The sequence below is a fragment of the Methylocystis bryophila genome (assembly GCF_027925445.1).
In the GTDB taxonomy this organism is placed as follows: domain Bacteria; phylum Pseudomonadota; class Alphaproteobacteria; order Rhizobiales; family Beijerinckiaceae; genus Methylocystis; species Methylocystis bryophila.
In genome coordinates this window covers 1680593-1703473 of the sequence record NZ_AP027149.1, presented here as the reverse complement: position 1 = coordinate 1703473, position 22881 = coordinate 1680593, and the positions used below count along the sequence as shown (strand labels likewise).

Here is a 22881-nt window from a genome sequence, read left to right as displayed (position 1 = left end):
ATAAGGAATCGTGCTAAATCAAAAACTTAGAGCATGTCCTGACCGGAGACCGCTTCGCACTTTTCCGTGACATTGCTCTATGGCTTCAGCCGCCTTCGAGCGGACCCAAGGTCCAGGATAGCCAAAGGCCGAGGGCGAGATGGGGACCGAAGGGAATGGGTTGCTTCTCATCGATCGACTGACGCTCGCGCATGAGAACGGCCGCCGAGATCAGGCCGGAGACGGCCGAAATCAACAGGCATCCCGGAAGCGCCTGGAGACCGAGCCAAAGGCCTGCGATTCCAAAAAGCTTCGGATCGGCGGCCCCCAGCCCGGCAAAGCCGCGCCACCGCTCATAGCCCAAGCTGAAAAGACGAAGCGCGGCCCAGGCGCCAAAGGCGCAGATCAGCCGCGACGATAATTCTTCGGGCGCGCCGAGCCACGTGGTCGCAACGCCCGCTGCGAACAGGAACAGCAGGGGGCCGTCCGGAATGACCAGATATTCGACATCGAAGAGAACGATGACGCAGAGCCCACAAAAAAGCGCGACGCTCGCCGCCGCGTACCAACCCAATGTTTCATGCTGCACGCCCAGGACGACGGCGCCGGCTAGGCCGAGCCAAAGAACATGGGTATGCGCGCGGCAGCCTTCCTCCGCGCGCAAGATGGCGAGCGCGCGCGATCCGAGTCGACGCCACCGACGACGCGACGAAGCAACCAAACGTGAGAGTGCGGGCATGTGAGCCAAAGTCGCTGAGCGGGCCTTGACGAGGCAGCACGCCAGCGCGTCACCATTTTGTCAAGGCGCTCGTGGAGGGATCCAGCGACGCTGTCGCCAGAAATCTGTTGCCGTGCGCGAAGCCGATGGTTAATTTTCGAGGAGCTGCAGGGGGGTTCGATGCATAAATCCGCGACGCTCGCACTGGCGATCGCTCTGGCGCTTTCGATGCCGGCGCCGGGGAGAGCGCTCATTGACGTGCGGCCGGATGGGTTGAAGTTCTACTCCTGGTGCGTGAGCCAGGCGAAGGACAAAAATTCCGTCTATGTGCTCGATCGGCATGTCCTCTATCGCTGCCGAGAAGACGTAGCGATCTCCTACTTCAATTATCTGGGCGTCCGTCATGTCCACGACGAAGTCGCTGACGAGCCGGATGGCACTTTCGTTTACCGTCGCATTGAGGGCGTCGGGCGCTGCTGGAACAAGATTTCCGACGAATTGGGCAATCCCGTTTCCTACTATGGCTGCGACGTTTATGTCGCCATTTGAGAGGCGCGTTCGAGCCTGAACTCTCCAAACGCGCGCCAGTAAGATCGAAAACGCCTCAACGGAACGCTTATTCTTGAAAAGGCAGGGAAGCGGCGGATCGCCGCCTCCCCAATTTTAGGCGCAGCCGATCGCTGCGGCCGAAAGTTCAGACGCCGTCATTCCACCACTGGGAGGGCGCCGGTCGGCTGATTAAGACATTGCGGATGGCCAAAGCCGCTCGGGCTGATGGCGTTGTTTCCCTCGATCGGAGCATGCCCCGGACCGACTTTCTGCGTGTTGTTGGGAATGTCGAAGATCAGGTTGTCCGGATGGGTGGCGTCCCCCGCAAAGAGCGAAGCCGGACCGGCGATGTGCCCCGTCTTCAAATAGTCGAGCTTCAAGCCGTTGCGCGTTCGCCACGCGACATAGTGGTCGGTGCATGACGTGTCGCCGCTCACCCCGAGACCGCCGACTTTTTGACCAGCGGCATTGTAAAGCGCGAGCCCGCCGCCGAAAACATTGATGCCGCCGATCGGCAGGCCGAGCATTGGATCGCTCGTCGTGCCGAAGGTCGTCGGATCGGGCGTCGTGCCCGGCTGACCGGCCTGGTGATAGGCGTCGAGCGGATCGACGGGGTTGCTGAATTGGAGGCCGAAGAGGCTGCCTCCCTCGCGGTCAGCCGAGTAAAGATTGCCGCTCGCCAGCGCGAGATTCCCCGCCGAGCTCGCTCCCGTCACGGTCGCGAGGCTCAGGCTGTTGGCGGTCGCCGCCTTCTGAGCGGAAATCACGCGGCTCGCGAGCCATTGATCCGTGTAGGCATTGCCCGAGAAGGCGACAGCGCAGACGGCGCCATCATTGCCGACGACGGTCGCCCACATGTTGAAGCCGAGGCCGCCATTGCCAGCAACTCCGACCGCCGCCTTGAGCTGCGCGGCGAGCTGGTCATGAGTCGGGAGCCCGCTGCAAGAGGCCGGAAGCGGAGTCGGAGCAGCGGTCGCGAATGCCGCTGTAGAAAGCAGACAAGCCCCCGTCGTGGCCGCCAATAGCATTTTGAATTTCATAGTCTTGTGTCCCCCCATTTTTGGGTTTTCTTCCCAATTCGGCGCCTCCAAGAACAGGAAGCCCGTCAGTATTCTCTAACGTCGAATCGATTAAGCGGCAAGAGCGCCAAGCTCGAGCTCTTTTCCAGCGGGAGCTACGCAGTAACTAGCCTATGCGATTGTGCGTCGCATGATGCAATTGATCGTTAAACCGATCGACGGGTCTTTCGACAAACCGTTTCCAGAAGTTTTAACTTTTGCAATATAGCTCCGCGATCCCGCGTTCGACGCCGATGACCTGGACTACGCTTCAAAATATTAGATCGTAAGGCGAGCCAATATAATAGGGTCCATCGATGACGACGCCGTTGGGCGTGTTCTGGTAGAAATAACGGGGCTGTCTCAGCCCGCCGTTTTGGGAATAGGGATAGCCATAGGCGCGCCCGCAAGAGGCGAAAGAGGACACACATTCGTAGCGCTGCAGCAGGCGGCGATAGTCCAGCTGCCCATTCCGCTTCCAGCGCACATAGCGATGCACATCCGGCTGCGCCGACGCCGAGCCGACGACCGACAGGTCAGCCAGGAGCGCCGCCAGCAAGAGCGTCGCCAGCAAGAGCGCCGTCTTCAGCCCTGCAAGAATCCTTGTCATCGAGAACCTCCCCCGCCCTGCTTCTCAACAGTGTAGCAGGAAAATTTCGCAATTTTGCAAGGATTGCGCGAAGCCGCGCCCCGCCCTCGTCGCGTGCATGTTGCAGGCGCGCTGTCGGAAAAGCGCGAAGCGGTTTTCCGGTCAGGAGAGCCGCTCTCGCCTGACCTTCAGTCTCCGGCCGGCAAGGAAGCTTGCTTCTGCTTGAGGCGATCCGCCAGTATCCGCGCGGTGTCGAGCTCTTCGGGATCGAGTAGCGCGGCGACCTCTTTGCGTTTTCTGCTCGCCTTGGCGTCGCCAGCCGCCGCGGCCGTCGCAAACCAAGCATAAGACTGAACGAGATCCCTTTCGACGCCGAGGCCCTGCATGTAGTCGAGCCCGAGATTATATTGGCTGTCGAGGACGCCGAGTTCCGCAGCCTTGCGGAACCAAGCATTCGCCGCTGCGGGGTCGGGCTTGCGTCCATGACCATCGCTGATGAGAACGGCGAGATTATGCATTGCAAGCGCGTTACCGTTCTCCGCAGCAGCCTGGAACCATTTGCGGGCAGCCGCATAGTCGCGGTTCACGCCTACGCCTTTTCCGTAGAGGATTCCCAGTCGGAGCTGCGCCAGCGCGAAGCCCTGACTGGCCGCTTTTTCGAGCCAGTCCGCAGCGTCTTTCGCATCAGGACCCTTTTCTTGCCGCATCAACAAGCGCGTCGCCAGCTCATATTGCGCCCGCGGATCGCCCTGCGCCGCCAATGCCCGAACGTCAGCCTCGCTCGTATTCGATCCGACATTCGGCGCGCCCTCGGACTTTTGGGGATCCCAAGCGCTCCAGCCCCCAGCCGCCGAAGCCCGATCGTCGACGGGAAGCCTGGCGACGGAATATTGGAGCGGCGCCGTTGACCCGAAGCCGCCTGACCTCTCGGTCTCGGGGCGGCTGAGACCCCTGCCGAGCGACGGCGTCAGGGATTCCGCCGCATTGGCCCGGTCCATCCCAAAGCTCAGACCTCCGATTGGGGCCTCGGATCTACCGACGCTCAGAGGGAAAGCCGCCATCAAAACCCTCTCCGGAGCCTTGGGCGACGCGACGTTCGAGCCTATGGCGCCCGGGCGAGAGAGCGAATAACCGCCAAACACGAGGAGCGCGCCCGCGATGCCGAAGACGGCCGTGCGTGGGAGCGACGGCATGCCGGAGAGCCGGTCGCGCCAAGGCGTCCGACTCGGGCGCGTTCCTTCCGCATCAGGCCCCGCCCAGAGTTCGTGGTCCGGGAAGCTTCGACCCTGCATCGATTTGATCTCGACGACGCTGCGCTGCATGGCGCGACGCGCGGCTTCCATGAGCGTGGTGCGAACCGAGCCCGGCGTCGTCGCCTCCCGATCCGAGATTGTCCATTTGACCCGCGCATGGAAGGCGCGAGACTGAGTTTCGGCGCGAAAAACGGGCCTTTGCGCGAAGCTCATTCCCATGTCTTGGATTGTCGGCCCGTCGGAAAGGCGTTCGGCGGATGGGCCAAACTCAGCGATGTCTTGTCTGAACGTCGCCTCGCCCTGACCAAAGGAACCGATCAAGGTCGACGGGTATCGGCGTTCTTCCATTAACGTCAGTGTATCTGCGGACGCGAAAACGCCCGCGCCCATCGGTCGATCCGTGATCGCGGTATCAATTTTTTCGGCGAGCTCGACGAGGAGAATTTCAAGCGCGTTGACGTCCTTTGGCGGAGTGCTGACGACTTCACGATCCGAGCGACGAGCGGGGGGCGCACAAAGCAGCTCGATCCGTTCATTGAGCTTGTCGAGCCGGCTTTGAACCTGTGTCACCTCCGTCTTGAGGTCGTGAAGCAGCGGAGCCGGATCATGGCTTGCAATGCCGTCCCGAAGCTCTTTCGTGATGCGACTCTCCACATCACGAATCGTCTTATTCAGCGAGGCGACAGGCCAGTGCAAACCTTTGATCGGTTTGGGCTGATCCGTTCCGTCGGTTTCGACACGCGCATGGTCGCGCGGGGCGTGCTCAAAGGACGGCCGCTTCGAACGGTCGAAGCGCGCCTTCTTCAAATCGATCAACTCCCCGCTCAAGGCTTGTGCTTTGCTCACGGCCGCTCTTCGCTCTCTTGCGTACATGCGTCAGACGCGATTGAACGCGCCGCTGGACGGCTGCCCAAGCGACATGATCAAGACATCGCTTCTCTGAGTCTGACGAGCGGAGTCTCTACCGGAATTGTGATGCAAAGATGGTGCGGAGCTGAACGTGTCGAATGCTGTGAATAAGAAATTGAGTTTGGAAGACTCTGTGGACGAATCGAAAACCGATCGCGCGTCAACCAAGCGCGGCAGAGGAAGCATCCACGACCACAAGAGCGCGCTTCGAATAAGCGGAAACCGGTTTTTCGGAAAAATCGAACTCTACACTTTTAAAATCGATCACGCTTTCTGCGTTCAGGCGAACCCCCCTGAACGCAGCGTGATCTAGCGCGTCGCGGACGCCTTCGAGACGCGCGTCGCGCGCACGCCTTCTCGCTGAACAACTGCAGCCGATGATGCGCGCGCGGCGAAAACGCCTATTGCTTACGGGCCAAGGCCGAGGAGCCGCCCTCCCGACCTTCGGGTCCGAGCGAGCCAATGTCATAAGGAGTCGTCTGCCCCGGCGTGCGATAGAGATACTCGTGACCCCAGGGGTCTTTGGGAACGCCGTTGGTTTTCAGATAGGGGCCGTTCCAAGCCACGGCGCTCGGCGGACGCCGGACCAAGGCGCCGAGTCCTTCTTCCGTTGAGGGATAGCGGCCGTTGTCGAGGTAGTAGAGATCCACCGCGCTGGCGAGATTCTCCATCTGAATCTGCGCGGCCTTGACCTTGGACTCCGAAAGATAATTCAGCACGCGCGGGCCCACGAGGCCCACGATCAGACCGAGAATGCCCAAAACGACGAGCATCTCAACGAGCGTAAACCCGCCGCGCCGCCCCGACCTCTTGATGAGAAGCGCATTCCTCCGACGGCGGCTGTCATGAATCTGCATAGACCTCTTCTCCTCCCCGTTGGCTCCACTGCGATGGGACGGCCGCATGTTAGCGCATCGATTGTCGCCGAGCCACAGCCGAGCGTCGCTCAGGATCATGGCGGTTGTTGGCGCTCTCCGCTGCGACGAAGCCGGCTCGATATAACAGGATGATGACGCAGAGGGCGGCGCGCTCGCAAGCCTCGAGCGCTGTCTTTCTCGACACAAGCGAGTCGCAAGGGCACGCGGGACGATCGCATCGCAGAAAAGACAATGCGAATTGCCGAGCGACGCGCAAGCGCATTGGCGCGAGCCTGAAGCGGCCGCCAATCGCTGCCGCGCGAAAATCCTCGCAAGCGAATTTGGCGCGCGGCCGGAAGGCTCGGTCGAAAGCGGCGCCGGAAGGGCTCGGAGCGTTTTCGTCTTAGGCCGACGCGCAATCGACGAGAAGGCAAAGTCCTTGCCGCCGTCTGCTGCGACTGGCGCGACTACGATTGGTGCCCCCCCCGCAGTGGCTAGGCAAGCACGTAAAGTGACGCAGACCCTTTGAAATGCCGCAAATCAGCCCAATCCTCCCGGATTGAGCTGCCAATCGACACCAAGCTATAGCCTTGCTCCCGATCGAGCAAGGGCGCAACAGAAAGTGAGGAAGACTCCTGTAAATCGAGAAAAGCCCAGCCCCCAGCGCCGCCAGCAACAAATTGAAATGTCAGCGCCCAGATTTTAACATCTCGGCGCTTAAGGCTCTCTCGCAAGTCGCGGTTCAATCGGGGCCGCGGCAAAGGGGTCCCGGCTTTGAAAGAGCCTGCGTCAGTCGAGATCAAGAAGCGACTCATTCTCATCGTAGAAGACGACGAGGACATTCGATCTCTCGTCTCAGATTACCTCACCGATCAAGGGTTCGAGATGAGGCTTGCCAGGAATGGCAAGGAAATGGACGAAGCTCTCGCGAAGGAAAAAGTCGATCTTATCGTGCTCGACATAAACCTTCCTGGCGAGGATGGCTTTTCGATTTGCCTACGCTTGCGTAAGGCTGAAGGTCCGCCCTTGATCATGCTGACAGCACGTGGGGAACATACGGACCGGATACTCGGCATCGAGCTTGGCGCAGACGACTATCTCGTAAAGCCTTTCATCCCGCGAGAGCTCCTGGCGCGGATCGGCGCCGTGCTTCGTCGTACTGCGCCAGATGCGGAGCCGCCCGAGGGGGTCGGCAAATATTGCTTCTCGGGTTTCGTCCTGGACCTGGCCGCCCGACGTCTGTCAGGGCCGACGGGCGTGAGGGTGATCTTGACGAGCGCGGAATTCGAGCTGTTGCTGACATTTTGCCGCAACCCGGGAAAAGTGTTTTCGCGCGACGAACTGAAATCGGCTTCGACGACGGACCGCAGCGTGGACATTTTGATTAGCCGGCTGCGTCAAAAGATCGAGGCCGATCCGCGCGATCCCGCGTTAATCCAGACGGTGCGGTCGATGGGCTACACGTTCACGGCGAAGGTGAGCGCCCAATGAGGATCCCTTCCTTCCGAAATATCAATGTGCAGTTGGGGCTTCTTCTCCTGCTCTGCGTCGGACTGTTCCACGTATCTACGACGCTGATCCTGCTCCTGACGGAACCCCGTCCCGGGGATCCGAGGGACGAGGGCGCCGCGATTGTCGTGGCGGCCGTAACCGCCCTGGATGCAGCGTCTCCCACGGAGAGGCCCGCCATCACCGTCGCATTGAACGCGAGTCTGCCGAGATTCCACGTCTCGCTCTCGACCCCGGATGGCCCCGCGGCGACAGGCGCTCGCCCAGTCTATTTCCACTCCCGTCTGCCCGCCGGGGTCGAACTCGGGGTTGTCCATGACGAAGAAGGTGAGAGATTGATGGGATCGCTGCACGACGGCGAGCGGATTATGCTCACCGCCGTCGCAGCGAGACCTGGATTGCACAAGTTCGCGCTGGTCACGATGGGCTTCGTCGCCGTCAGTCTGTTCGTCTTTTCCTTGTGGGCCGCGCTGTCGCTCACGCGACCGCTGACGGATTTCGCTAATGCAGCCGAAACTTTCAGTCTCGACAAAGAACCGGCGCAGCTGCCTGAAACCGGTCCAGAAGAGGTTCGTAAGGCAACACGGGCCTTCAACCGTATGCGAAATCGCATCTCCCAGATGGCGGCCCAACGGACGCGGATGTTGGCCGCCGTCAGCCACGACCTCCGAACCCCAATCACGCGCATGCGGCTTCGGGCTGAACATATCGAAAACGGCGACACGAAGACGAAGCTTTTGCGCGACCTAGACCAGATGGAGGCGATGGTCAGCGGCTGCCTCGATTACCTGCGCGGCGGCTCCCGGCAGGAAACAGTACTGTTCGATTTAGCGACCCTGTTGCAAGCGGTCGTCGACCAGTTCACCGACCTGGGCGCCGATGCGCGCTACGACGGCGTCGATCACACTAACGTTATGGGCAATCCCGACGATTTTGAACGCGCTTTTTCCAATCTCCTCGACAATGCGGTGAAATACGCGAGTAGTCCCGAAATCAAGTTGTTTGAAAAGGACGGGTGGACGGTTGTCGAGGTCGTTGATAAGGGCTCGGGCATTCCCGCTGAGAAGAGAGAGGCCATGCTCGAACCTTTCGAGCGGGGAGGCGTAAACGCTTCTTCTCACGCTAGAGAAGGTTTTGGACTGGGCCTTGCGATCACGCGCGCCATCGTTGAATCTCATGGCGGTCGTCTCGAACTGGACGAGAGGGCCGGAGGCGGTCTGGTCGCACGGGTGTTTCTGCCAACAGTCGAACTTGAAACAAAACGAAATGATTCGAGCAAACTGACGCCTTAAGAGAAGCCGACCCTGGCGGCCAAGGAGGGTCGTCCAGGTGTCAGTCGAAAACAGGGGCGCAACGCGGCAATCGTATCCTAAGAAAACGGACAACGCCGCGACGCTGTTCGAAAAAGCCGTCGCCGTAGCGTCTGCAGTGTGGCCTTCCTGCGGAACGCAACGAGTCTTTGACAGTCAGCTGAGGGCATATAAGCGGTATGAAGCTTGGGCTGTGTCCTTCATGGACGCTGTCACGCCCCCCATGTGCAAGGGCGCGGGCTGGGGCGATTGCAGAGCGAAGAACCGCGAACTCGCCGCCGACAAGAAATGCGAACAGTCTGCGACAATCGTGGACCTTTTCAGAATGTCGCCCGTGAAGAATGGCCGGTCGCGGTTAACCGACGGCGACGAAGCCATAAGGCTCCTGGAGCTTGCGAGGCTTGCACCGCCGTCCGAAGAGCTGGCTGTGGCCCCGCATTTCCTTGACCTGCCAAGATTGAGGAAGCTTTCAAGGCAGGGCGCCAGAATCGCGCTCACAAAGGTGAGGCTGTTCGCTGGGCTTTGTGTTGCAGTTGCAATTTTGGCATCGCCGGCTTTCGGCAAAAGCAAGGCGCAGGTCCCTCTCTCGCTGGCTTCCAGTAAAAGCGAGCCACAAGCTGCTCCCTCGCCGGAGAACCTGCAGCTCAGCAATGGCCGCGCGGCGATCTTAGTTGCTAATCGAGTGCGTGGGCCGGTGTTGATTTTTCTGCATTCTGGCGGGGGGAACGCGGCCCTGTCGTTGGCGACTTCTGGCTTCGCCACTGCGGCGCGGAAAACGGGCTTCAGCGTGATTTTTGGAAACAGCCGAGACGGGCTATGGCGTTACAATGGGCTCAACGGAACGGATGATCGTTCCGACGAGGAGTATGTTTTGGAGCTGCGGGAGGCGTTGGTCGCACGCGGCTACGGACCAAGAGGGATCTTTGTCGCGGGTTATTCAAATGGTGGAATGATCGGACTGCAGACCGTGTGCGACCATCCCACTCTATTCGAGGGAATAGCGCTGATCTCCAGCGCCATGCCTGAGGCTGTGGGCGAAAGCTGTCGGTCATTTCCGAGCCGCATCGTGGTTGTGAACGGCACAGAAGATCCGGTAATGCCAACCAAAGGTGGAGTTGGCGCCAACCTTCAGCTTGGCTCATTATGGAGCCCTATTCACTTGGGCGATGCGCTGCTGCATCGCCGCCAATGCGCGCGGCTCGTCAGCGTACCGATCGATGAAAGAACCCGTGACGGTCGGCCAGTCGTGCTGTTCCGAGCGACCAAGTGTAAACAGCCCGGTAGAACCGACATGTACATGGTTGTCGGCGGCGGACACGACCCATACGGCGACGAGAACGCAAAAGTGAAGCGCTCCGGCGGCGCAAGACTATTCCTCGCCCCAGAGTTGATTATTGGGGCGTTTTCCACGGCGAAATCCAGGCGGTGAAACGGTGTCGGTGATTCAAAAAGCGGCGCTCGACGCCAGTGCTTTATGAGGACAGAGCGCTCTTAGCTCCATCTTGGTCAGGACCTAGAGCCGGTAGGCCGGAGACCTGCCGCCGATCAAAGTCGCGTCGTCGATGCCTATGAGCTGGCAGACGACGAAGTTGCCATCGGACAGCCTGGCTCTGATCGAACCGCGATAGAATGGAACGGCCCAAGCGACGCCGCTCACGCCTTTGACCAGATACAGCTGCGTATCGGGGAGCGGCTTTGGATCGTCGACGTTCTCCACTTTCGGGTCCATCACCCACAGATCAACCAGCGGAAGCTCGGTGATCACCGCCGTTGTGCGGGAGAGGATGCCAAAAAATATCGCTGGCTGTTGCGCCATCATGAACGCCGTGAAGGAAAGGGCTGCGATGATGCCGAGATATTTGCCCCGCTCGTTAACGAACATGATCAATGCAAGTCGATACATGGGCGCCTGCAGGAGCTCTCTTGGATTAAACGTTCCCGCCCCATGCGGCCGCTTTCCGCAGCCCGACGGCGTCGCGACCCATGGCTTTTAGATGTCGAGACACGCCAATGGGACGGGTGAAGGACGAGCCCGGAGACGCGTCCTTCAGCTCTTAGAGACGGGTTAGAAGCTCTTTGCCCACGTTGAAGACGTGAAGGGATCGAAGCGGTAGTTGAGACCGGCTCTGATTACGTGGAAGCCTCTGTTGTTGCTATGATTCGGTCCGTAACCACCCCCGCCGGAGAGATCAACGAAGAGGTATTCCGCCCTCGCAGACCAATTTGGAGCGAAGGCGTATTCAACGCCGCCCCCGCCTGTCCAGCCGGTTTCCGCGCTACCGTTTCCACCATAGGCAAAGCCGCCGGTCCCGTAGATGAGCCATTTCGGATCGATAGCAATCGTGCCCACGCGTCCGCGAACCGTTCCGAACCAGTCCACGCTACGGCGCTCGCCTCCCATAGGACCTCCAAAGGAAGAAGATCCTCCTCCTATGCTTGACCCCTGAAAATCGGCTTCGAGACCAGCTACAAACAGTGGTGTAAACTGGTAATTGTAACCGAGCTGACCGCCTCCCAGCACGCCACCGGTTCCCGAAACCGGCACTCCTCCTCCGATATTCACGCCCGCATAAAATCCGGTCCAAGTCGGAACCGGCGCAACTAGATATGGGGGCGGAGCGGATTTACGGGAAGGCAAATCTGCAGCCTGTGCAGCGCCGCAGGTTGCGCTTAACGCGAGGAACAGGGATATAGGTCTCTTCATTTCCGTTTCTCCTTCGTCCTGCCTGCCGCCGTGGGCCGACAGTTGCAGTCGGTTCGATTGCATTCAGGCAGGCTCTACCTCGCTTTCGATATCTGCCGCCGCTTGGACAGGACTGGGGCGATTTGGTTTCGTGTTGTTTCTGAGAGCCGCTCCTGCTCATCGTAACGGGCAAGGGAGCGTCGTGGGCTGAGAGATCCGTCTTTCGACACTGCTCCCATCAGCTTAATAGCGATTTCTCCAAGGCGGCTCGCATAGCCGTCGGATGAAAATCTCTCTTCGTATAGCGCGCGGGTATCGCTCGCAATCGGATCGCCTCGTTCTCCCATGGCGCGGAGCATGGCGGTGGCGAATGCGATTGCGTCGTCCGCGATGAACACGTTGCGAAGCCGAGCAGGATCGATCCCCATCCCCCTGAATGCCATCGACGTCGCCACCAACGGCAATCCGGTTGACATGGCTTCTACTGTCTTGATCGAGAGGCCGTGACCTTCTGTCGTTGGAAGGAGGACAACTGCCGCATCTGCATAGGCGGCCTGTATGTCGCCGACCCGACCCTTGAAGAGATCTCGGTGCTTTTCGTAAAGCTTCCTATCGTTTCTTTTCACGCCCTTGTCGATGTCGCCCAAGATCGAGACCGGCGTTTGAGGCGCCCGCGGCAAAACGTTCTTTAGGAACCACCGCACGCTCAGGTAATTCGCCGCGTTGTTGCTAGCGACCAACATGGCCCGACTGCCGATCGCCTCATGTGAGGACGCGGGAGCTATCGACGGGTAAATCAGCTCATGACGCGAGGTTGGCAGAAGCCGAGAGAAGGTCGCGTGCTCCTCCGCATTTATATGAACGCAAACGTCGGCTCGCCTCGTCCAATCAAGTTCGACTGCGAGCATCTCATCATAGCGAGTGTACGGGGGGATGAAGAATTCGGCTCTATTCCTCAATTCGTACTGCCGTGCTTGTATGTCGTGAGTGTCAAGCAGGACGGGCACGCGGCGTTTCTCGAGCATCCTCTCCACCAAAGGCAACACGAAAAAATGGTTGGCGTGGATCAGATCGATCTCGTCTACGTTAAGCCCAGCGGGCAAAGGCGCACGTCTTGCCAGTTCCAGCAGCCAAGTGGCTTGATCGCCGTGGATCAGCGGCCACCAACCGTCCTTTAAAAGCGCCGTTGTGAGAAAGTCCGAGAATCGCGCGGAGGTTTCGTGCCTCTGGTCAACGGCGAGATCGCGACTCTTTGATCTGTAATCCCTCCAACGTGCGCCTCTGCCAGACGAGGGCGTAATGGCGTCCATGAGCGCGATGGAAATTACCTTTGCTCCAAGCCGTCTGTAAGTCCTTGTCTGGCCGACCAGGACTTGATGCGTCCCACAGGAATGCCAAGCGGGATATACTAGTGCGACGGTTTTACCTGACAGCGTCAGCGCGTCGCCCAACTTCTCAGGATACGCCCGCCGTGCTGCTACTCCCTTTCCGACCGGCACCTCGACGACCCTCCTTGGCCGCCAAGCTCGCCTTCTCTTAAGGCGTCAATTTGCTCGATTCATTTCGTTTTGTTTCAAGTTCGCCTTTCGGGGGAAATGCCAGTGCGACCACGGCGAAAATATCGACGGATGATCCTGTCCGTTAGCCGCATACGCATAGGTGAGTATGTCTCAACCATTCCGGTTAATTCAGCCGAGCTCTGATTCGTCGAAGGCTAGCGCGTCGCCGTGGCCAAGCCCCAAAGCCCATCGATGTCTACTTGCGGCCTTCGTAAAAGCCCCTCGTCTTCGAGGCGATCAATATCAGGCAGTTCGCGTAAGGACGCGAGTCCAAAGACTTCGAGGAATTTCCCCGTCGTGACATAGGCGAAGGGCGCCCCTGGCTCCGGCGCGCGTAAGCTCCCGTCGATGAGACCATGACGCTTCAGTGCGCCGATGACGTCGCGACTGATCTCCCTGCCGGCCAGTCGCGAGCCGTCCGCACGAGTCGCGGGTTGCAGATAGGCGATAGCGGTGACGGCCAAGAGCTCGGTCGGCGTGAGGTCTGGCGCGCCGGCGTCGCGCAATTCGCCCGAGCTCGCGGCGCGGATTGCGCCCGCGAAGCGCGGCTTGGTGCGCAGCTGAAAGCCGCCGGCGACGAAGACGAGGTCGTAGGGACGCCCGCGCAGTTCCGTTTTGAGATCGTCGATGAGGTCGTCGAGCCGGCAATCTTTGCCGACGAGTCGGGCGAGGCTTTCGCGCGGCGTCGGAGCGGGCGATGCGAAGATCGCCGCCTCGACGCGTAGCATCCATTCGCGCCAGCGCGCCGCTTTCGACAAATCGCCAAGCTCGACGTCGAACGGTTCTTCGCGTTCGCTGCTCCTGGACCGGCCCATGACCCCTCACAATCCGTAAAGCCGAAAATTCGGCCGTCCCGACAGCTCGCGCACCGCATCGAGCGCCGTCAATCGATCGAACAGGCGGCGGCTAGCGCGATCGGAGAGCCGCCCATACTATGTCTCGGCGTCGCTTCTGGCTGACGATCGGACGCAAGCTCGGAAAGGGATGCGCGTCCCGGCAGGCGATATCGAGGGGCTGGCGCTTGATCGGCTGAGGGCGTTTTTCTCGTCGAGGACCGAAGTCGCCGACGCGCTCGCGCTGCTCGATCTTGATGTGCGCCTGCTGGATGCCGCCCTGCGTAGCGCTCTTCATTTTTCCCAGCGATGGCTCGCTATGCCGCCGGTCGAGTTGGCGAGCCTCGTGCGAGAAATCGTCGAGCGAGTCAGCGTCGCCATCGATCGGATCGAGATCCGTCTCAGTCTGGCGAAGGTTGCCGCCGCGTTGAAGGCGGGAGAGACGAGCCAACCGCTTGATCTTGATCCAGTGGTGCTATCGATCGAGGCGAAGCTGCAACGCGCCGGCAAAGGCAAACGCCTCGTCATCCAGAACCGCGACGCCACTGAAGTCAACGCAGGCCTTGTCGACCTGGTGGGGGAAGCCTTCGCGCTCCGCCATCAGCTCTTGTCAGGCCCAGACGACAGCATCGAGGCGATGATCGAGCGGCTCGGGATCTCCCGCGGGCGTCTCTCCTCGCTGATTAGACTATCCTATCTGGCGCCTGACATTGTGCGGGCGTTCATGGAGGGCCGCCAGCCCCTCGAGCTGACCCCTACCCGCCTCCTGCATCTCAGCAAGGACCTGCCGCACGACTGGAAAGAGCAGCGGGTTTTTCTCGGCTTCGTCGGCTAAAGTTCCCACAAAATCGGTCGAGCAGGCTCTACATCCGTCGACGCCAAAACCGCCTCCAGAGACCCCGCGCCCCTTCGCGACTCGAATTCTGACGTTTGGCGTCTCTCTTGCGCGCGTGTTGATCTGCCCCAGGGCTAAGGCTCGGAAAAAAGGGCGTTTTCCTGGTAGCCGAGGAAACCTAAGAAATAAAAATCTAGCGCTGAGTTACGTGGCTGGGGGACCTGGATTCGAACCAAGATTAACGGAGTCAGAGTCCGCTGTTCTACCGTTGAACTATCCCCCAAAAGGCCTCGCGCCGTGGGCCGTTTCCTCTAGTCAGCGGCGAGCGGCCTGTCAATATCGGCCCGCGGCGCCGCAGGGCGATCGGGTGAAGCCGCCCGCTCGCGAGTCTTCATCCTGAGGAGGCTCCGTAGGAGCCGTCTCGAAGGATGAGGACTCGCGAAATCTCGCCGGATTCCCCTCTTGCCCATCCTTCGAGACGCCCGCTTTGCGGGCTTCTCAGGATGAGGGCGGGGATGCAACCGTTCACCCGATTGCCGTGGCGGCGCCGCCTCCGCTCAAGGATCAAACTTCATGGTCTCGACGAAATCCTTCAGCCGGTCTTGAAAAAACCGCTGCACCTGCAGCGCGGTTTGCGGATGCGACTCGAGCACCTCTCGGAAGAGCCCGCGGGAAATCTTCAACACTGTCGACGGTTCCCGAGCAAAGGCCGTCGCCGGTCGCTTCGTCGCGGCGATCATCGCGCTTTCGCCGAGCAGCGCCACCGGATGCACGATCCGATCCGCCGGCCGGCCAGTTTCGCCAGCCTCCACCGCGACGGAGCCTTTGACGAGCAGATAGCCGCCATCGGCCGTCTCGTCGCGGCGAAACAATACGTCTCCAGCGCGCAGCAAGCGCGTGTCGGCGCCGAAGAGAAGCCCCTTCAAGGCCGCGTCTTCCATGACGGCGAAGACCTCGATGGCCAGAAGGTCATCGATTTCTCTACCGAGCGCCATGATTTTCGGATCCTCTCGTCTCTAGCGGCGACGCCTCTTCGTCGCTCGGGCAATCATGCTCGAGACAAAGCCGATATCCGCCCTGATCGGTGACGAGCAGCCCTGTGCGACCGCTCATGCCTTCGAGCTTGCGTCGCAGTCGATGAATGTGAGTTTCCAAAGTGTGCGTCACAACGGCGCCATTATAGCCCCAAACGTCGCGCAGCAATACGTCCCGCGCCACCACGCTTCCTGCTGCGCGAGAAAGGCGAAGCAGAAGAGCGATTTCCTTTTCGGTCAGCAGCAGACTCGCGCCATTCGGCGCCGTGAGCTTTTGCCGGCCAAGGCAGAGGCTATGCTCGCCGAGCGCGCGCCTTAAGGGACGCAACGGAAGTTGCTCGAGGATTTTGGTGATCGTGAGCAGCAAATCGTTGAAGCGCAACGGCCGGCGTATCGTCGCGTCGAAACCCGCTTTGCTTCTCTGCTCGTCCTTCACGAGCCAAAGCGAGGCCCCTCCAAAACCCGCGATTCGCGCTGCGCGCAGCAAGGCGCCCGCGTCCTCCTCGCCGAAATCATCGGAAACCAACAGCGCATCGGGGCTCGCGGCGTCGATCTCCGCCAAGGCGCTCTGAACGGTCGCCGCCTCGCGCAATGTGAAGGCTGACTCCCTGGCGAAAAGCTCGCCCAGAGCTTCCCGCAACGCGGTTCCGCCAGCGAGAAGAATGTCGAACGCCATGACCTTGTTGAAGCTCCCCGATGCGACGGCGTCCCAAAATCTGGTCCCGTGAGAGATAGTAGGATTCGGAAGCCCTTGAAGGCCAGCCCTCTTGGCATCAAGATTGGCGCCAATCCTTTGAGCAAGAGCAAATGCAGAAAAAGCCACGCGTTTCCCCTCGGACCGGACTGCGCCGCGTGATCGTGGCGCGCAAGCTCGGCGGCGCGCCGCACGAAGGCCTGCTCATCGCCGGCGGCGCGACTTTTCGCTGCGCGCTGGGGCGCGCAGGCCTCGTGCGAACCAAACGAGAGGGAGATGGCGGAACGCCGTTCGGCGCTTGGCGGCTCCTGTGCTTTCTGCATCGGCCCTTGGGACTTCGTCGCGACGGATTACGCGTTCCAGCGAGAGAGATTCGCCGACTGGACCTCTGGTGCGACGACCCCGAGAGCTTTCTCTATAATCGCCCTTTGCGGGCGCCTTCGCGCTTTCGCTGCGAGACGCTTTGGCGCGGCGACGCGCTTTATAACGTTGTCGGCGTGCTGGATTACAATCTTAGGCCTGCGACGCGCGGGCGCGGCAGCGCGATCTTCTTTCACATGGCGACGCAAGATCTGGCGCCGACCGAGGGCTGCGTCGCCTTGCGCGCCCGCGACATGGCGCGCCTCGCGCCGCGCCTCGCCCGCGGGGCGAAGCTCGTCATCGGCTGAGCGCACTTTCAAACCGCGGCATATGCGCTTCAGTCGCGTTCTCCCATGATCGCGGAGCCGACACGCACATGCGTGGCGCCGAGCTCGACCGCCTGCTCGAAATCCGCGCTCATGCCCATAGAGAGGACGGAGAGCCCGTTGCGCGCCGCAATCGTCGACAGCAGCGCGAAATGCGGCGAGGCCTGCTCGTCCACGGGCGGCACGCACATGAGGCCCTGAACAGGCAGGCCGAGCTCGTCGCGACACAGCGCGATGAATGCGTCGGCCTCCTCGACGAGGACGCCCGACTTCTGCGGCTCGGCGCCCGTGTTGACCTGCACGAGGAAACGCATCGGCTTGTTGCTTTTGGCGAGCTCGACGCTGAGCGCTCGGGCGATTTTCTCGCGATCGAGGGACTGGATGACGTCGAAAGTCTCGATCGCCTCTTTGACCTTGTTGGATTGCAGCGGTCCCAGCAGATGCAGCTCGACTCCCGGGTAGCGCGCTTTCAGGTCAGGCCATTTCTCTTTTGCCTCCTGGACGCGATTCTCGCCGAAAACGCGCTGGCCGGCTTCGAGCAACGGGACGATCGCGTCGCTCGGAAAGGTCTTCGTCACACAGACAAGCGTGACGGTCTTTGGATCGCGTCCGCTCTCGCGCGCGGCGCGGTCGATTCGGCTTCTCGCCTCGTTCCAGCGATCGACGACTCCCATGCACGCTCGGTTAAAGCGCGCGGTCGTCGGCCGCAAGGGGAAAGTCGTCAACACGGAGCCGGACGGTTCGTCACCCGCGCGAGCCACTCGAGATAGGCTGCGTCGCCGTCAGCCACCGCGATTTTCAGGATTTCCGGAATCTCGTAATCATGCATCGATCGAATGAGGGCGGAGAGGGCCGCGAAGTCCTCATCCCGAATCTTGAAGGCGAGCGCGGTTTCCCTCTCCTCGCATAGGGCGCCGTTCCAGACGTAGCAGCTCGTGATCGGATGCATGTGAACACAAGCCGCCAATCGCGCCTCGAGCGCCGCGACGGCAATGTCGCGCCCCTTGGCCTCGGTCGCCGCGGTGGCGAGCACGATCGCGAAAGTCTCCGGCATGATGTCTCCTTTCGTCCGGCCCGCGGCTTGGAGCAAGCCTCGGGCCTTCGCGCAAATTTTGTGATCCGAACGCCCTTCGGCTCCGCGAATCGACCGCGACTGCCCGTTGTTCCTCGAACAATTCCGTTCCAGCGGAAAGCGCGCTAAAGTTCGACGTCGCCCTGAAAGGACAAGTCCGCGCATGACGCATAGCCTCGAAGATAATCGCGCTCGCGAACGGGAAAAGCTCGAAATGCGGGTCGCTTTTGCGGCTGCGGTCTTCGCCGTCGCCTACGCCTTCATCGGCTTGCTCGACCGAATGGGGGCGCCCGAAGGCTTCGTTAGCGCGCTCTCGCCTTATTTCACGATCATTGCGCTCGGAACCCTCGGCGCTTTGCTGCACTCGATGCGGATCTCCTATTATTACGCGGCCGGTCGCTCCGTGCCCGCCGAATATGCCGGATTCTCTCTCGCGGCCCTCTGCGCCGGCCTGATGCTTCCCTTCGCGCCTCAATTCGCGGCGCGCTCCTGGGGGCTTGGGGTGGCCGGCGGCATGTTCGCCGGCGTCGCGCTCGCGGGATGCATTTTGGGGCCGATGCTGCGCAGGACCGGCGCGTTCTCGCTTTCGGGCGTGCTCGCAGCCCGTTTCCCGAGCCTCCCGCCCCGACTCGGCGTGATCGCTCTGGCCTGCGTCTCCTCCGAGCTCGTCGCATTGGCCGGACAGCAGACGGCGGTGGACGTGCTCAGCGGCCTGTGGGGCGGGGGCCGTGGGTTCGCCGCCGCCTGCGTCGCGCTTGCCGTCCTGGCGATCGCGGGCCCAGGAGGAATGCTCGGCGCGATCTGGACGGCCTGCGCAGCGGGCGCCGTGGGCTTGATCGGCTTCGGTTGGCCGGCGTTGAGCCTCATGCTTCATCGCGCCTCGCCGCTCGTCGGCGGCGACGGCGGGAGCTGGCCGGAAATAGGAGCAAAGCTGCAGGGCTGGGGCGTCCTCGCGCCGTCGCTCGGGCCTGGGGCCGAGTTTGTGACGGCGCTCGCCGTGATGCTCGGGCTCGCCATGCTCGCCCCGCTGCTGGCGCCCGCCATTGTCACGCCGCGGGCTTCGAGCACGCGCAGCGCGGGTTTTGCCGCGCTCGCCTGGACCTGGATCTTCGCCTGGCTCGTCGCCGCCGTGGTCGGCGGGGCGACGCTCTCCTTTGCGCGCCAGACCGGCGGCCAACCGGCGGAACGCCTGCCCGAGGCAGTCTATCAGGCCAGCGCGCGAGGGCTCGTGACGATTTGCGGCGCCCGGGCGCCCGATCCGGCCAGCGCCAGACGCGCCTGCGCCGAGAAAGGACTGCCCGCCGGCGCGCCGCTGGGCGCAGCCGACATTCGTCCGCGCGAGGACTTTCTCGTCACGGGCCTGCCCGCGATGGAACGCATGGGCGCCGCCGCCTCCGGGCTGCTCGCCGCAGCGCAAATCGCGCTGGCGCTCGCTCTCGCCGCGGCTGGCCTCCAGGCTTTTGGCACGGCGCTCGGCCACGAGGCGGTCTACAGGCTGCGGGGCGGCACGGATTTGACGAGCCGAAGGCTAGCGACGACGCGCTTGGCGCTCCTGCTGATAACAACGGCGGGCTATCTGGCGAGCGCGCATAATCTCTTCGACGCGAAGGCGTTGCTCGTGCTGGCGCTCGGACTTTCGGCCGCGGCGGGGACGCCGGTCACCGCGCTCGCGCTGTGGCCCCGCGCCCAGGATCGCGACGCCGTGGTGGGGCTGCTCGGCGGGCTTCTCGGCATGACAGTGACAATTCTGGTGGCGGGAAGCGCCCATTTCGTTGTTGTCGCGGAAGCTTCGCTCATAGGCGCCGCTTTGGGCGTCGCCGCAGGCGTCTTGTCCGCCCGATCCCGCTCCGACACTGTTTCCGCGCTCGCAAAAAGTTTCGTGGCCCGCGTGCTGCATGGCGACGGCGACGTGATGGGACCGGACAAGGGCGCCTGAACGCTCGCAACCCCCGCTTGCGCGAAGGCGGGATTTGCGGCAAGTCACCGGCTCATCGGCATTGGGGGATCGATCGTCCCTGCACGGATCCGGGCGCCTTCTTGCAAGGTCTCCGATTTTCGAGGGAAGGGAAGACATGGCCCGCGACGCAGACGACGCCACGCCGATCTCGTCGCGTCGGGAGCTCGTGGAGTGGCTCGAGTCCGGCCTCAAGAACCCGAGTTCCCGCCTCAAGGTCGGGACCGAGCACGAGAAGATCGGCTTCTATAAAGAAACGCGCGCGCCGGTCCCCTATGAGAATGGCGGGATTCGCGCGCTGATCGAGGGCCTCGAGGCTTCGCTCGGTTGGACGGCGATCTTCGATCGCGATCAGCCGATCGGACTCTATGATCCCGAGGGCGGCGCGGCGATCTCGATCGAGCCGGGCGGGCAATTCGAGCTTTCCGGCGCCCCTCTCGACAGCCTGCATGATACGAAAGTCGAGCTCGACGCGCATTTTCGCGCCGTCGCCGCGATCGCGCAGCCGCTCGGCGTCTCCTTTCTCGACCTCGGCGCCAGCCCAAAATGGTCGCGCGCCGAGACGCCCGTCATGCCCAAGCAGCGCTACCAGATCATGTCGGCCTATATGCCGAAAGTCGGGGCGCTCGGTCTCGACATGATGTTTCGCACCGCGACGATCCAGGCCAATCTGGACTTCACGAGCGAAGCCGACATGGTGAGGAAGTATCGGGCGGCCCTCGCCTTGCAGCCCGTCGTGACGGCGCTCTTCGCCAATTCGCCCTTCATGGACGGCAAACCTACCGGCGCGCTCTCCCAGCGCTCCATCATCTGGCGCGACACCGACGCCGCGCGGACGGGCATGCTGCCTTTCGTCTTCGAGGACGGAATGGGGTTCGAGCGCTATGTGGACTATGCGCTCGACGTTCCGATGTATTTCGTGAAACGCGCCGGGGTCTATCACGATGTCGCCGGCGCGAGCTTTCGCGATCTTCTGGCGGGACGACTCCCGCAATTGCCGGGCGAGCGGGCGACGATCTCCGACTGGGCGAATCATTTGTCGACGATTTTCCCGGAAGCGCGCCTGAAAACCTATCTCGAGATGCGCGGCGCCGATGGCGGCCCCGCCGAGCACATCCTCGCCTTGCCGGCTTTGTTCGTCGGGCTCTTCTACGACGCAACGGCGCTCGACGGCGCCTTGGAGCTCGCTTCCGGATGGACCGGGGAGGAGCGCGAGGAGCTGCGCGCCGTGGTCCCTTTCCAGGCGCTTCAGAGTCGAATCAAGGGTCGGGGGCTGCGCGAGGTCGCCCTCGACATGCTGGCGCTGGCGAGAGGCGGGTTGCAGCGCCGAGCGCTGCGGGCCGCGAACGGCGCCGATGAGAGCGTCTACCTCGCGCCTCTCGAAGCCATCGCAGAAACGGGCCGTCCGCTCGCGGTCGAAAGACTGGAAGCCTACAACGGGCGCTGGGGAAGAAGCGTCGATCCGAGCTTCGAGGAGTGTGTGCTGCTCTAAATACTGAGGTCATGCCCTGACCGGAAACCGCTTCGCGCTCTTCCGAGACAGGCTCTGAAACTGAGCTTGCATGACCACGGCCCGAAGATCGACTGCCGCCAAGGGCGCCGGGCATTGCTCCCCATCCTCAATGACCGCTGAAATGGCTTCCAAGCGCTTCAGCCGCAGCGCCCGGTCGCCATTGGAATGGGAGGGCTCGACAGCAAGAGCGTCAGTCGCATCCAAAAATTGGAATAGTTTTAAAAAGGCCGCCACAAGCACTCGCAAATCCCGACGCGGGCGGCGCCCGAAAAAAATAATCTATATGGTTCCCGCCGATAGCCGCGACATTTGGCTTTTCTCCTGATCGAGCCGGCAAGAGGCTGGGAAGCGCGCCGATCCTCGCATATAGTTTGTGGTTAAATCCAAAAGGAGAGGATCGCTGCATGAGCGATGTTGAGTTGTTCAAGGGAGAGCAGGTGCAGTGGAGGCCGGCGCCGATCAACCCGGCTTGGGTGATCGAAGGCGCGCCGGAAACGCGAAATTTTCTCGTCTCTCAAAGCCTCGACAGATCCAGTTATACTTTCATGTGGGACTGCACCGCGGGAGTATTCAATTGGTATTATGATATCGATGAGACCGTCTACATCCTGGAGGGCTCGGTGACCATTCGAGACGATAATGGGGTGGAGCGGACGTTGGTCGCTGGCGACCACGCGCTTTTCCGCGCCGGCTCGCATGCCGTGTGGCGCGTCGACAAATATGTCCGCAAGGTCGCGTTCCTTCGTCAGCCCGTTCCGCAGCCTTTGATGTTCGCGGTTCGCGCCATCCGGAAGCTTGCACGGATGATGAATCTGGGGCCCGCAACGGCGGCGTCCTGGGGCTGACCGATTTTCGCATCGCGCTCGAGATCACGCTGCGTTCAGCCCGCTGAACGCAGCGTGATCGATTCCAAAAGTTTAGAGCGCCATCCGTGCGAAAAACCGGTTTCCGCCCGAGAATCTCATCGTCGATAAAGCCGCGCATCGGGAGCCGCAGGCCTATCGAGTGAGTCTGAAACGCCTTTGACCCCATCGGCGACGGCGCGCGCCAAGCCGCCGGAGTTCCCCATCAGCGGGGCCGGAGCGCTCTCGGTCTTATGAGCCATATCCGCGCGCACATGCTCGCCGATCCGAACGCAACGCTCTCCGCCCGCGACTGGCGCATAATCGGGGCCGCGGACGGCGCAATGGTTGCTTTTAGCAACCGGCTCCGCCGAGGCCGATGCGCACAAGCAAAGCGCGAGAATCGGCGCAACGCCAATCCATGCGCCACCGCCCGTTGGAGCGC

22 protein-coding genes, 1 tRNA gene and 1 pseudogene are annotated in these 22881 nt (G+C 61.7%); 9 read left to right on the top strand and 15 right to left on the bottom strand.

Annotation, left to right across the window (positions count from 1 at the left end; all coding sequences use genetic code 11):
- Positions 1-85 precede the first annotated feature (85 nt).
- The gene (locus QMG80_RS07965) at positions 86-643 is read right to left on the bottom strand and encodes a prepilin peptidase (RefSeq protein ID WP_245299936.1); all 558 of its coding nucleotides are present in this window, start codon (positions 641-643) and stop codon (positions 86-88) included.
- A 234-nt stretch (positions 644-877) separates the two neighbouring features.
- On the opposite strand from QMG80_RS07965, the gene QMG80_RS07960 reads away from it, so the two are divergent.
- Positions 878-1246: a hypothetical protein gene (locus QMG80_RS07960; RefSeq protein WP_085772339.1), complete on the top strand. Its 369-nt coding sequence runs from the start codon at positions 878-880 to the stop codon at positions 1244-1246.
- Positions 1247-1401: 155 nt separating this feature from the next.
- On the opposite strand, the gene QMG80_RS07955 is transcribed toward QMG80_RS07960, so the two are convergent.
- The 4 genes from QMG80_RS07955 to gspG form a co-directional block, all read right to left on the bottom strand.
- The gene (locus QMG80_RS07955) at positions 1402-2286 is read right to left on the bottom strand and encodes a heme-binding protein (protein ID WP_085772338.1); all 885 of its coding nucleotides are present in this window, start codon (positions 2284-2286) and stop codon (positions 1402-1404) included.
- Between the two features lie 289 nt (positions 2287-2575).
- Positions 2576-2914, bottom strand: coding sequence for a hypothetical protein (locus QMG80_RS07950; protein WP_085772337.1), 339 nt, complete (start codon positions 2912-2914; stop codon positions 2576-2578).
- Between the two features lie 167 nt (positions 2915-3081).
- A complete protein-coding gene (locus QMG80_RS07945; protein ID WP_158658802.1) occupies positions 3082-4992 on the bottom strand; it encodes a tetratricopeptide repeat protein in 1911 nt (636 codons plus the stop codon).
- A 464-nt stretch (positions 4993-5456) separates the two neighbouring features.
- A complete protein-coding gene (gene gspG / locus QMG80_RS07940) occupies positions 5457-5912 on the bottom strand; it encodes a type II secretion system major pseudopilin GspG (RefSeq protein WP_085772334.1) in 456 nt (151 codons plus the stop codon).
- A gap of 774 nt (positions 5913-6686) precedes the next feature.
- Between gspG and QMG80_RS07935 the strand changes: the two genes are divergently transcribed.
- The 3 genes from QMG80_RS07935 to QMG80_RS07925 all read left to right on the top strand — a co-directional run bounded on the left by QMG80_RS07935 (position 6687) and on the right by QMG80_RS07925 (position 10160).
- Positions 6687-7403, top strand: coding sequence for a response regulator (locus QMG80_RS07935; protein WP_085772332.1), 717 nt, complete (start codon positions 6687-6689; stop codon positions 7401-7403).
- Positions 7400-8713, top strand: a complete 1314-nt coding sequence (locus QMG80_RS07930; RefSeq protein ID WP_085772331.1) for an ATP-binding protein — start codon at positions 7400-7402, stop codon at positions 8711-8713. Before QMG80_RS07935 ends, QMG80_RS07930 begins: the two co-directional genes overlap by 4 nt.
- A gap of 220 nt (positions 8714-8933) precedes the next feature.
- The gene (locus QMG80_RS07925) at positions 8934-10160 is read left to right on the top strand and encodes a hypothetical protein (RefSeq protein WP_158658801.1); all 1227 of its coding nucleotides are present in this window, start codon (positions 8934-8936) and stop codon (positions 10158-10160) included.
- 84 nt (positions 10161-10244) lie between these two features.
- Here the strand turns inward: QMG80_RS07925 and QMG80_RS07920 are convergent, their stop codons facing one another.
- The 5 genes and pseudogenes from QMG80_RS07920 to QMG80_RS07900 all read right to left on the bottom strand — a co-directional run.
- On the bottom strand, positions 10245-10634 hold the full coding sequence (locus tag QMG80_RS07920) for a hypothetical protein (RefSeq protein WP_085772329.1): 390 nt from the start codon (positions 10632-10634) through the stop codon (positions 10245-10247).
- A gap of 162 nt (positions 10635-10796) precedes the next feature.
- Positions 10797-11435 (bottom strand): outer membrane protein, encoded by a 639-nt coding sequence (locus tag QMG80_RS07915; protein ID WP_085773748.1) that lies wholly within the window; start codon positions 11433-11435, stop codon positions 10797-10799.
- 74 nt (positions 11436-11509) lie between these two features.
- The gene (locus tag QMG80_RS07910) at positions 11510-12913 is read right to left on the bottom strand and encodes a glycosyltransferase (protein ID WP_085772328.1); all 1404 of its coding nucleotides are present in this window, start codon (positions 12911-12913) and stop codon (positions 11510-11512) included.
- Between the two features lie 215 nt (positions 12914-13128).
- The gene (gene scpB / locus QMG80_RS07905; protein ID WP_085772327.1) at positions 13129-13788 is read right to left on the bottom strand and encodes an SMC-Scp complex subunit ScpB; all 660 of its coding nucleotides are present in this window, start codon (positions 13786-13788) and stop codon (positions 13129-13131) included.
- A gap of 6 nt (positions 13789-13794) precedes the next feature.
- Positions 13795-13887: pseudogene (locus QMG80_RS07900) on the bottom strand (DUF1403 family protein); the annotation flags it as partial.
- Between the two features lie 70 nt (positions 13888-13957).
- Between QMG80_RS07900 and QMG80_RS07895 the strand changes: the two are divergent.
- On the top strand, positions 13958-14641 hold the full coding sequence (locus QMG80_RS07895) for a hypothetical protein (RefSeq protein ID WP_085772326.1): 684 nt from the start codon (positions 13958-13960) through the stop codon (positions 14639-14641).
- A gap of 209 nt (positions 14642-14850) precedes the next feature.
- Here the strand turns inward: QMG80_RS07895 and QMG80_RS07890 are convergent.
- From QMG80_RS07890 to QMG80_RS07880, 3 genes are all read right to left on the bottom strand, one after another.
- Positions 14851-14924: transfer RNA gene (locus tag QMG80_RS07890), tRNA-Gln, on the bottom strand.
- 274 nt (positions 14925-15198) lie between these two features.
- Complete coding sequence (locus tag QMG80_RS07885) at positions 15199-15636, bottom strand: Crp/Fnr family transcriptional regulator (RefSeq protein ID WP_085772325.1); 438 nt, start codon at positions 15634-15636, stop codon at positions 15199-15201.
- A complete protein-coding gene (locus QMG80_RS07880) occupies positions 15623-16498 on the bottom strand; it encodes a winged helix-turn-helix domain-containing protein (RefSeq protein ID WP_158658800.1) in 876 nt (291 codons plus the stop codon). Before QMG80_RS07880 ends, QMG80_RS07885 begins: the two co-directional genes overlap by 14 nt.
- Here QMG80_RS07880 and QMG80_RS07875 point away from each other — a divergent pair.
- Positions 16483-17037 (top strand): L,D-transpeptidase family protein, encoded by a 555-nt coding sequence (locus tag QMG80_RS07875; protein WP_085772323.1) that lies wholly within the window; start codon positions 16483-16485, stop codon positions 17035-17037. The two genes, QMG80_RS07880 and QMG80_RS07875, sit on opposite strands and share 16 nt — an antisense overlap.
- Positions 17038-17066: 29 nt before the next feature.
- Here the strand turns inward: QMG80_RS07875 and QMG80_RS07870 are convergent, their stop codons facing one another.
- Positions 17067-17729 carry a YggS family pyridoxal phosphate-dependent enzyme gene (locus QMG80_RS07870; RefSeq protein ID WP_085772322.1) on the bottom strand — a complete coding sequence of 221 codons (663 nt, stop codon included), beginning with the start codon at positions 17727-17729 and terminating at the stop codon, positions 17067-17069.
- Positions 17730-17776: 47 nt separating this feature from the next.
- A complete protein-coding gene (cutA, locus tag QMG80_RS07865; RefSeq protein ID WP_085773746.1) occupies positions 17777-18109 on the bottom strand; it encodes a divalent-cation tolerance protein CutA in 333 nt (110 codons plus the stop codon).
- 181 nt (positions 18110-18290) lie between these two features.
- Here cutA and QMG80_RS07860 point away from each other — a divergent pair, with 181 nt between their 5' ends.
- The 3 genes from QMG80_RS07860 (at position 18291) to QMG80_RS07850 (ending at position 22439) form a co-directional block, all read left to right on the top strand.
- The gene (locus tag QMG80_RS07860; RefSeq protein WP_085772321.1) at positions 18291-20063 is read left to right on the top strand and encodes an SLC5/6 family protein; all 1773 of its coding nucleotides are present in this window, start codon (positions 18291-18293) and stop codon (positions 20061-20063) included.
- A 136-nt stretch (positions 20064-20199) separates the two neighbouring features.
- Positions 20200-21573 carry a glutamate--cysteine ligase gene (locus tag QMG80_RS07855; protein WP_085772320.1) on the top strand — a complete coding sequence of 458 codons (1374 nt, stop codon included), beginning with the start codon at positions 20200-20202 and terminating at the stop codon, positions 21571-21573.
- Positions 21574-21998: 425 nt separating this feature from the next.
- Complete coding sequence (locus tag QMG80_RS07850) at positions 21999-22439, top strand: cupin domain-containing protein (RefSeq protein WP_085772318.1); 441 nt, start codon at positions 21999-22001, stop codon at positions 22437-22439.
- The last annotated feature ends 442 nt before the right edge of the window (positions 22440-22881 follow it).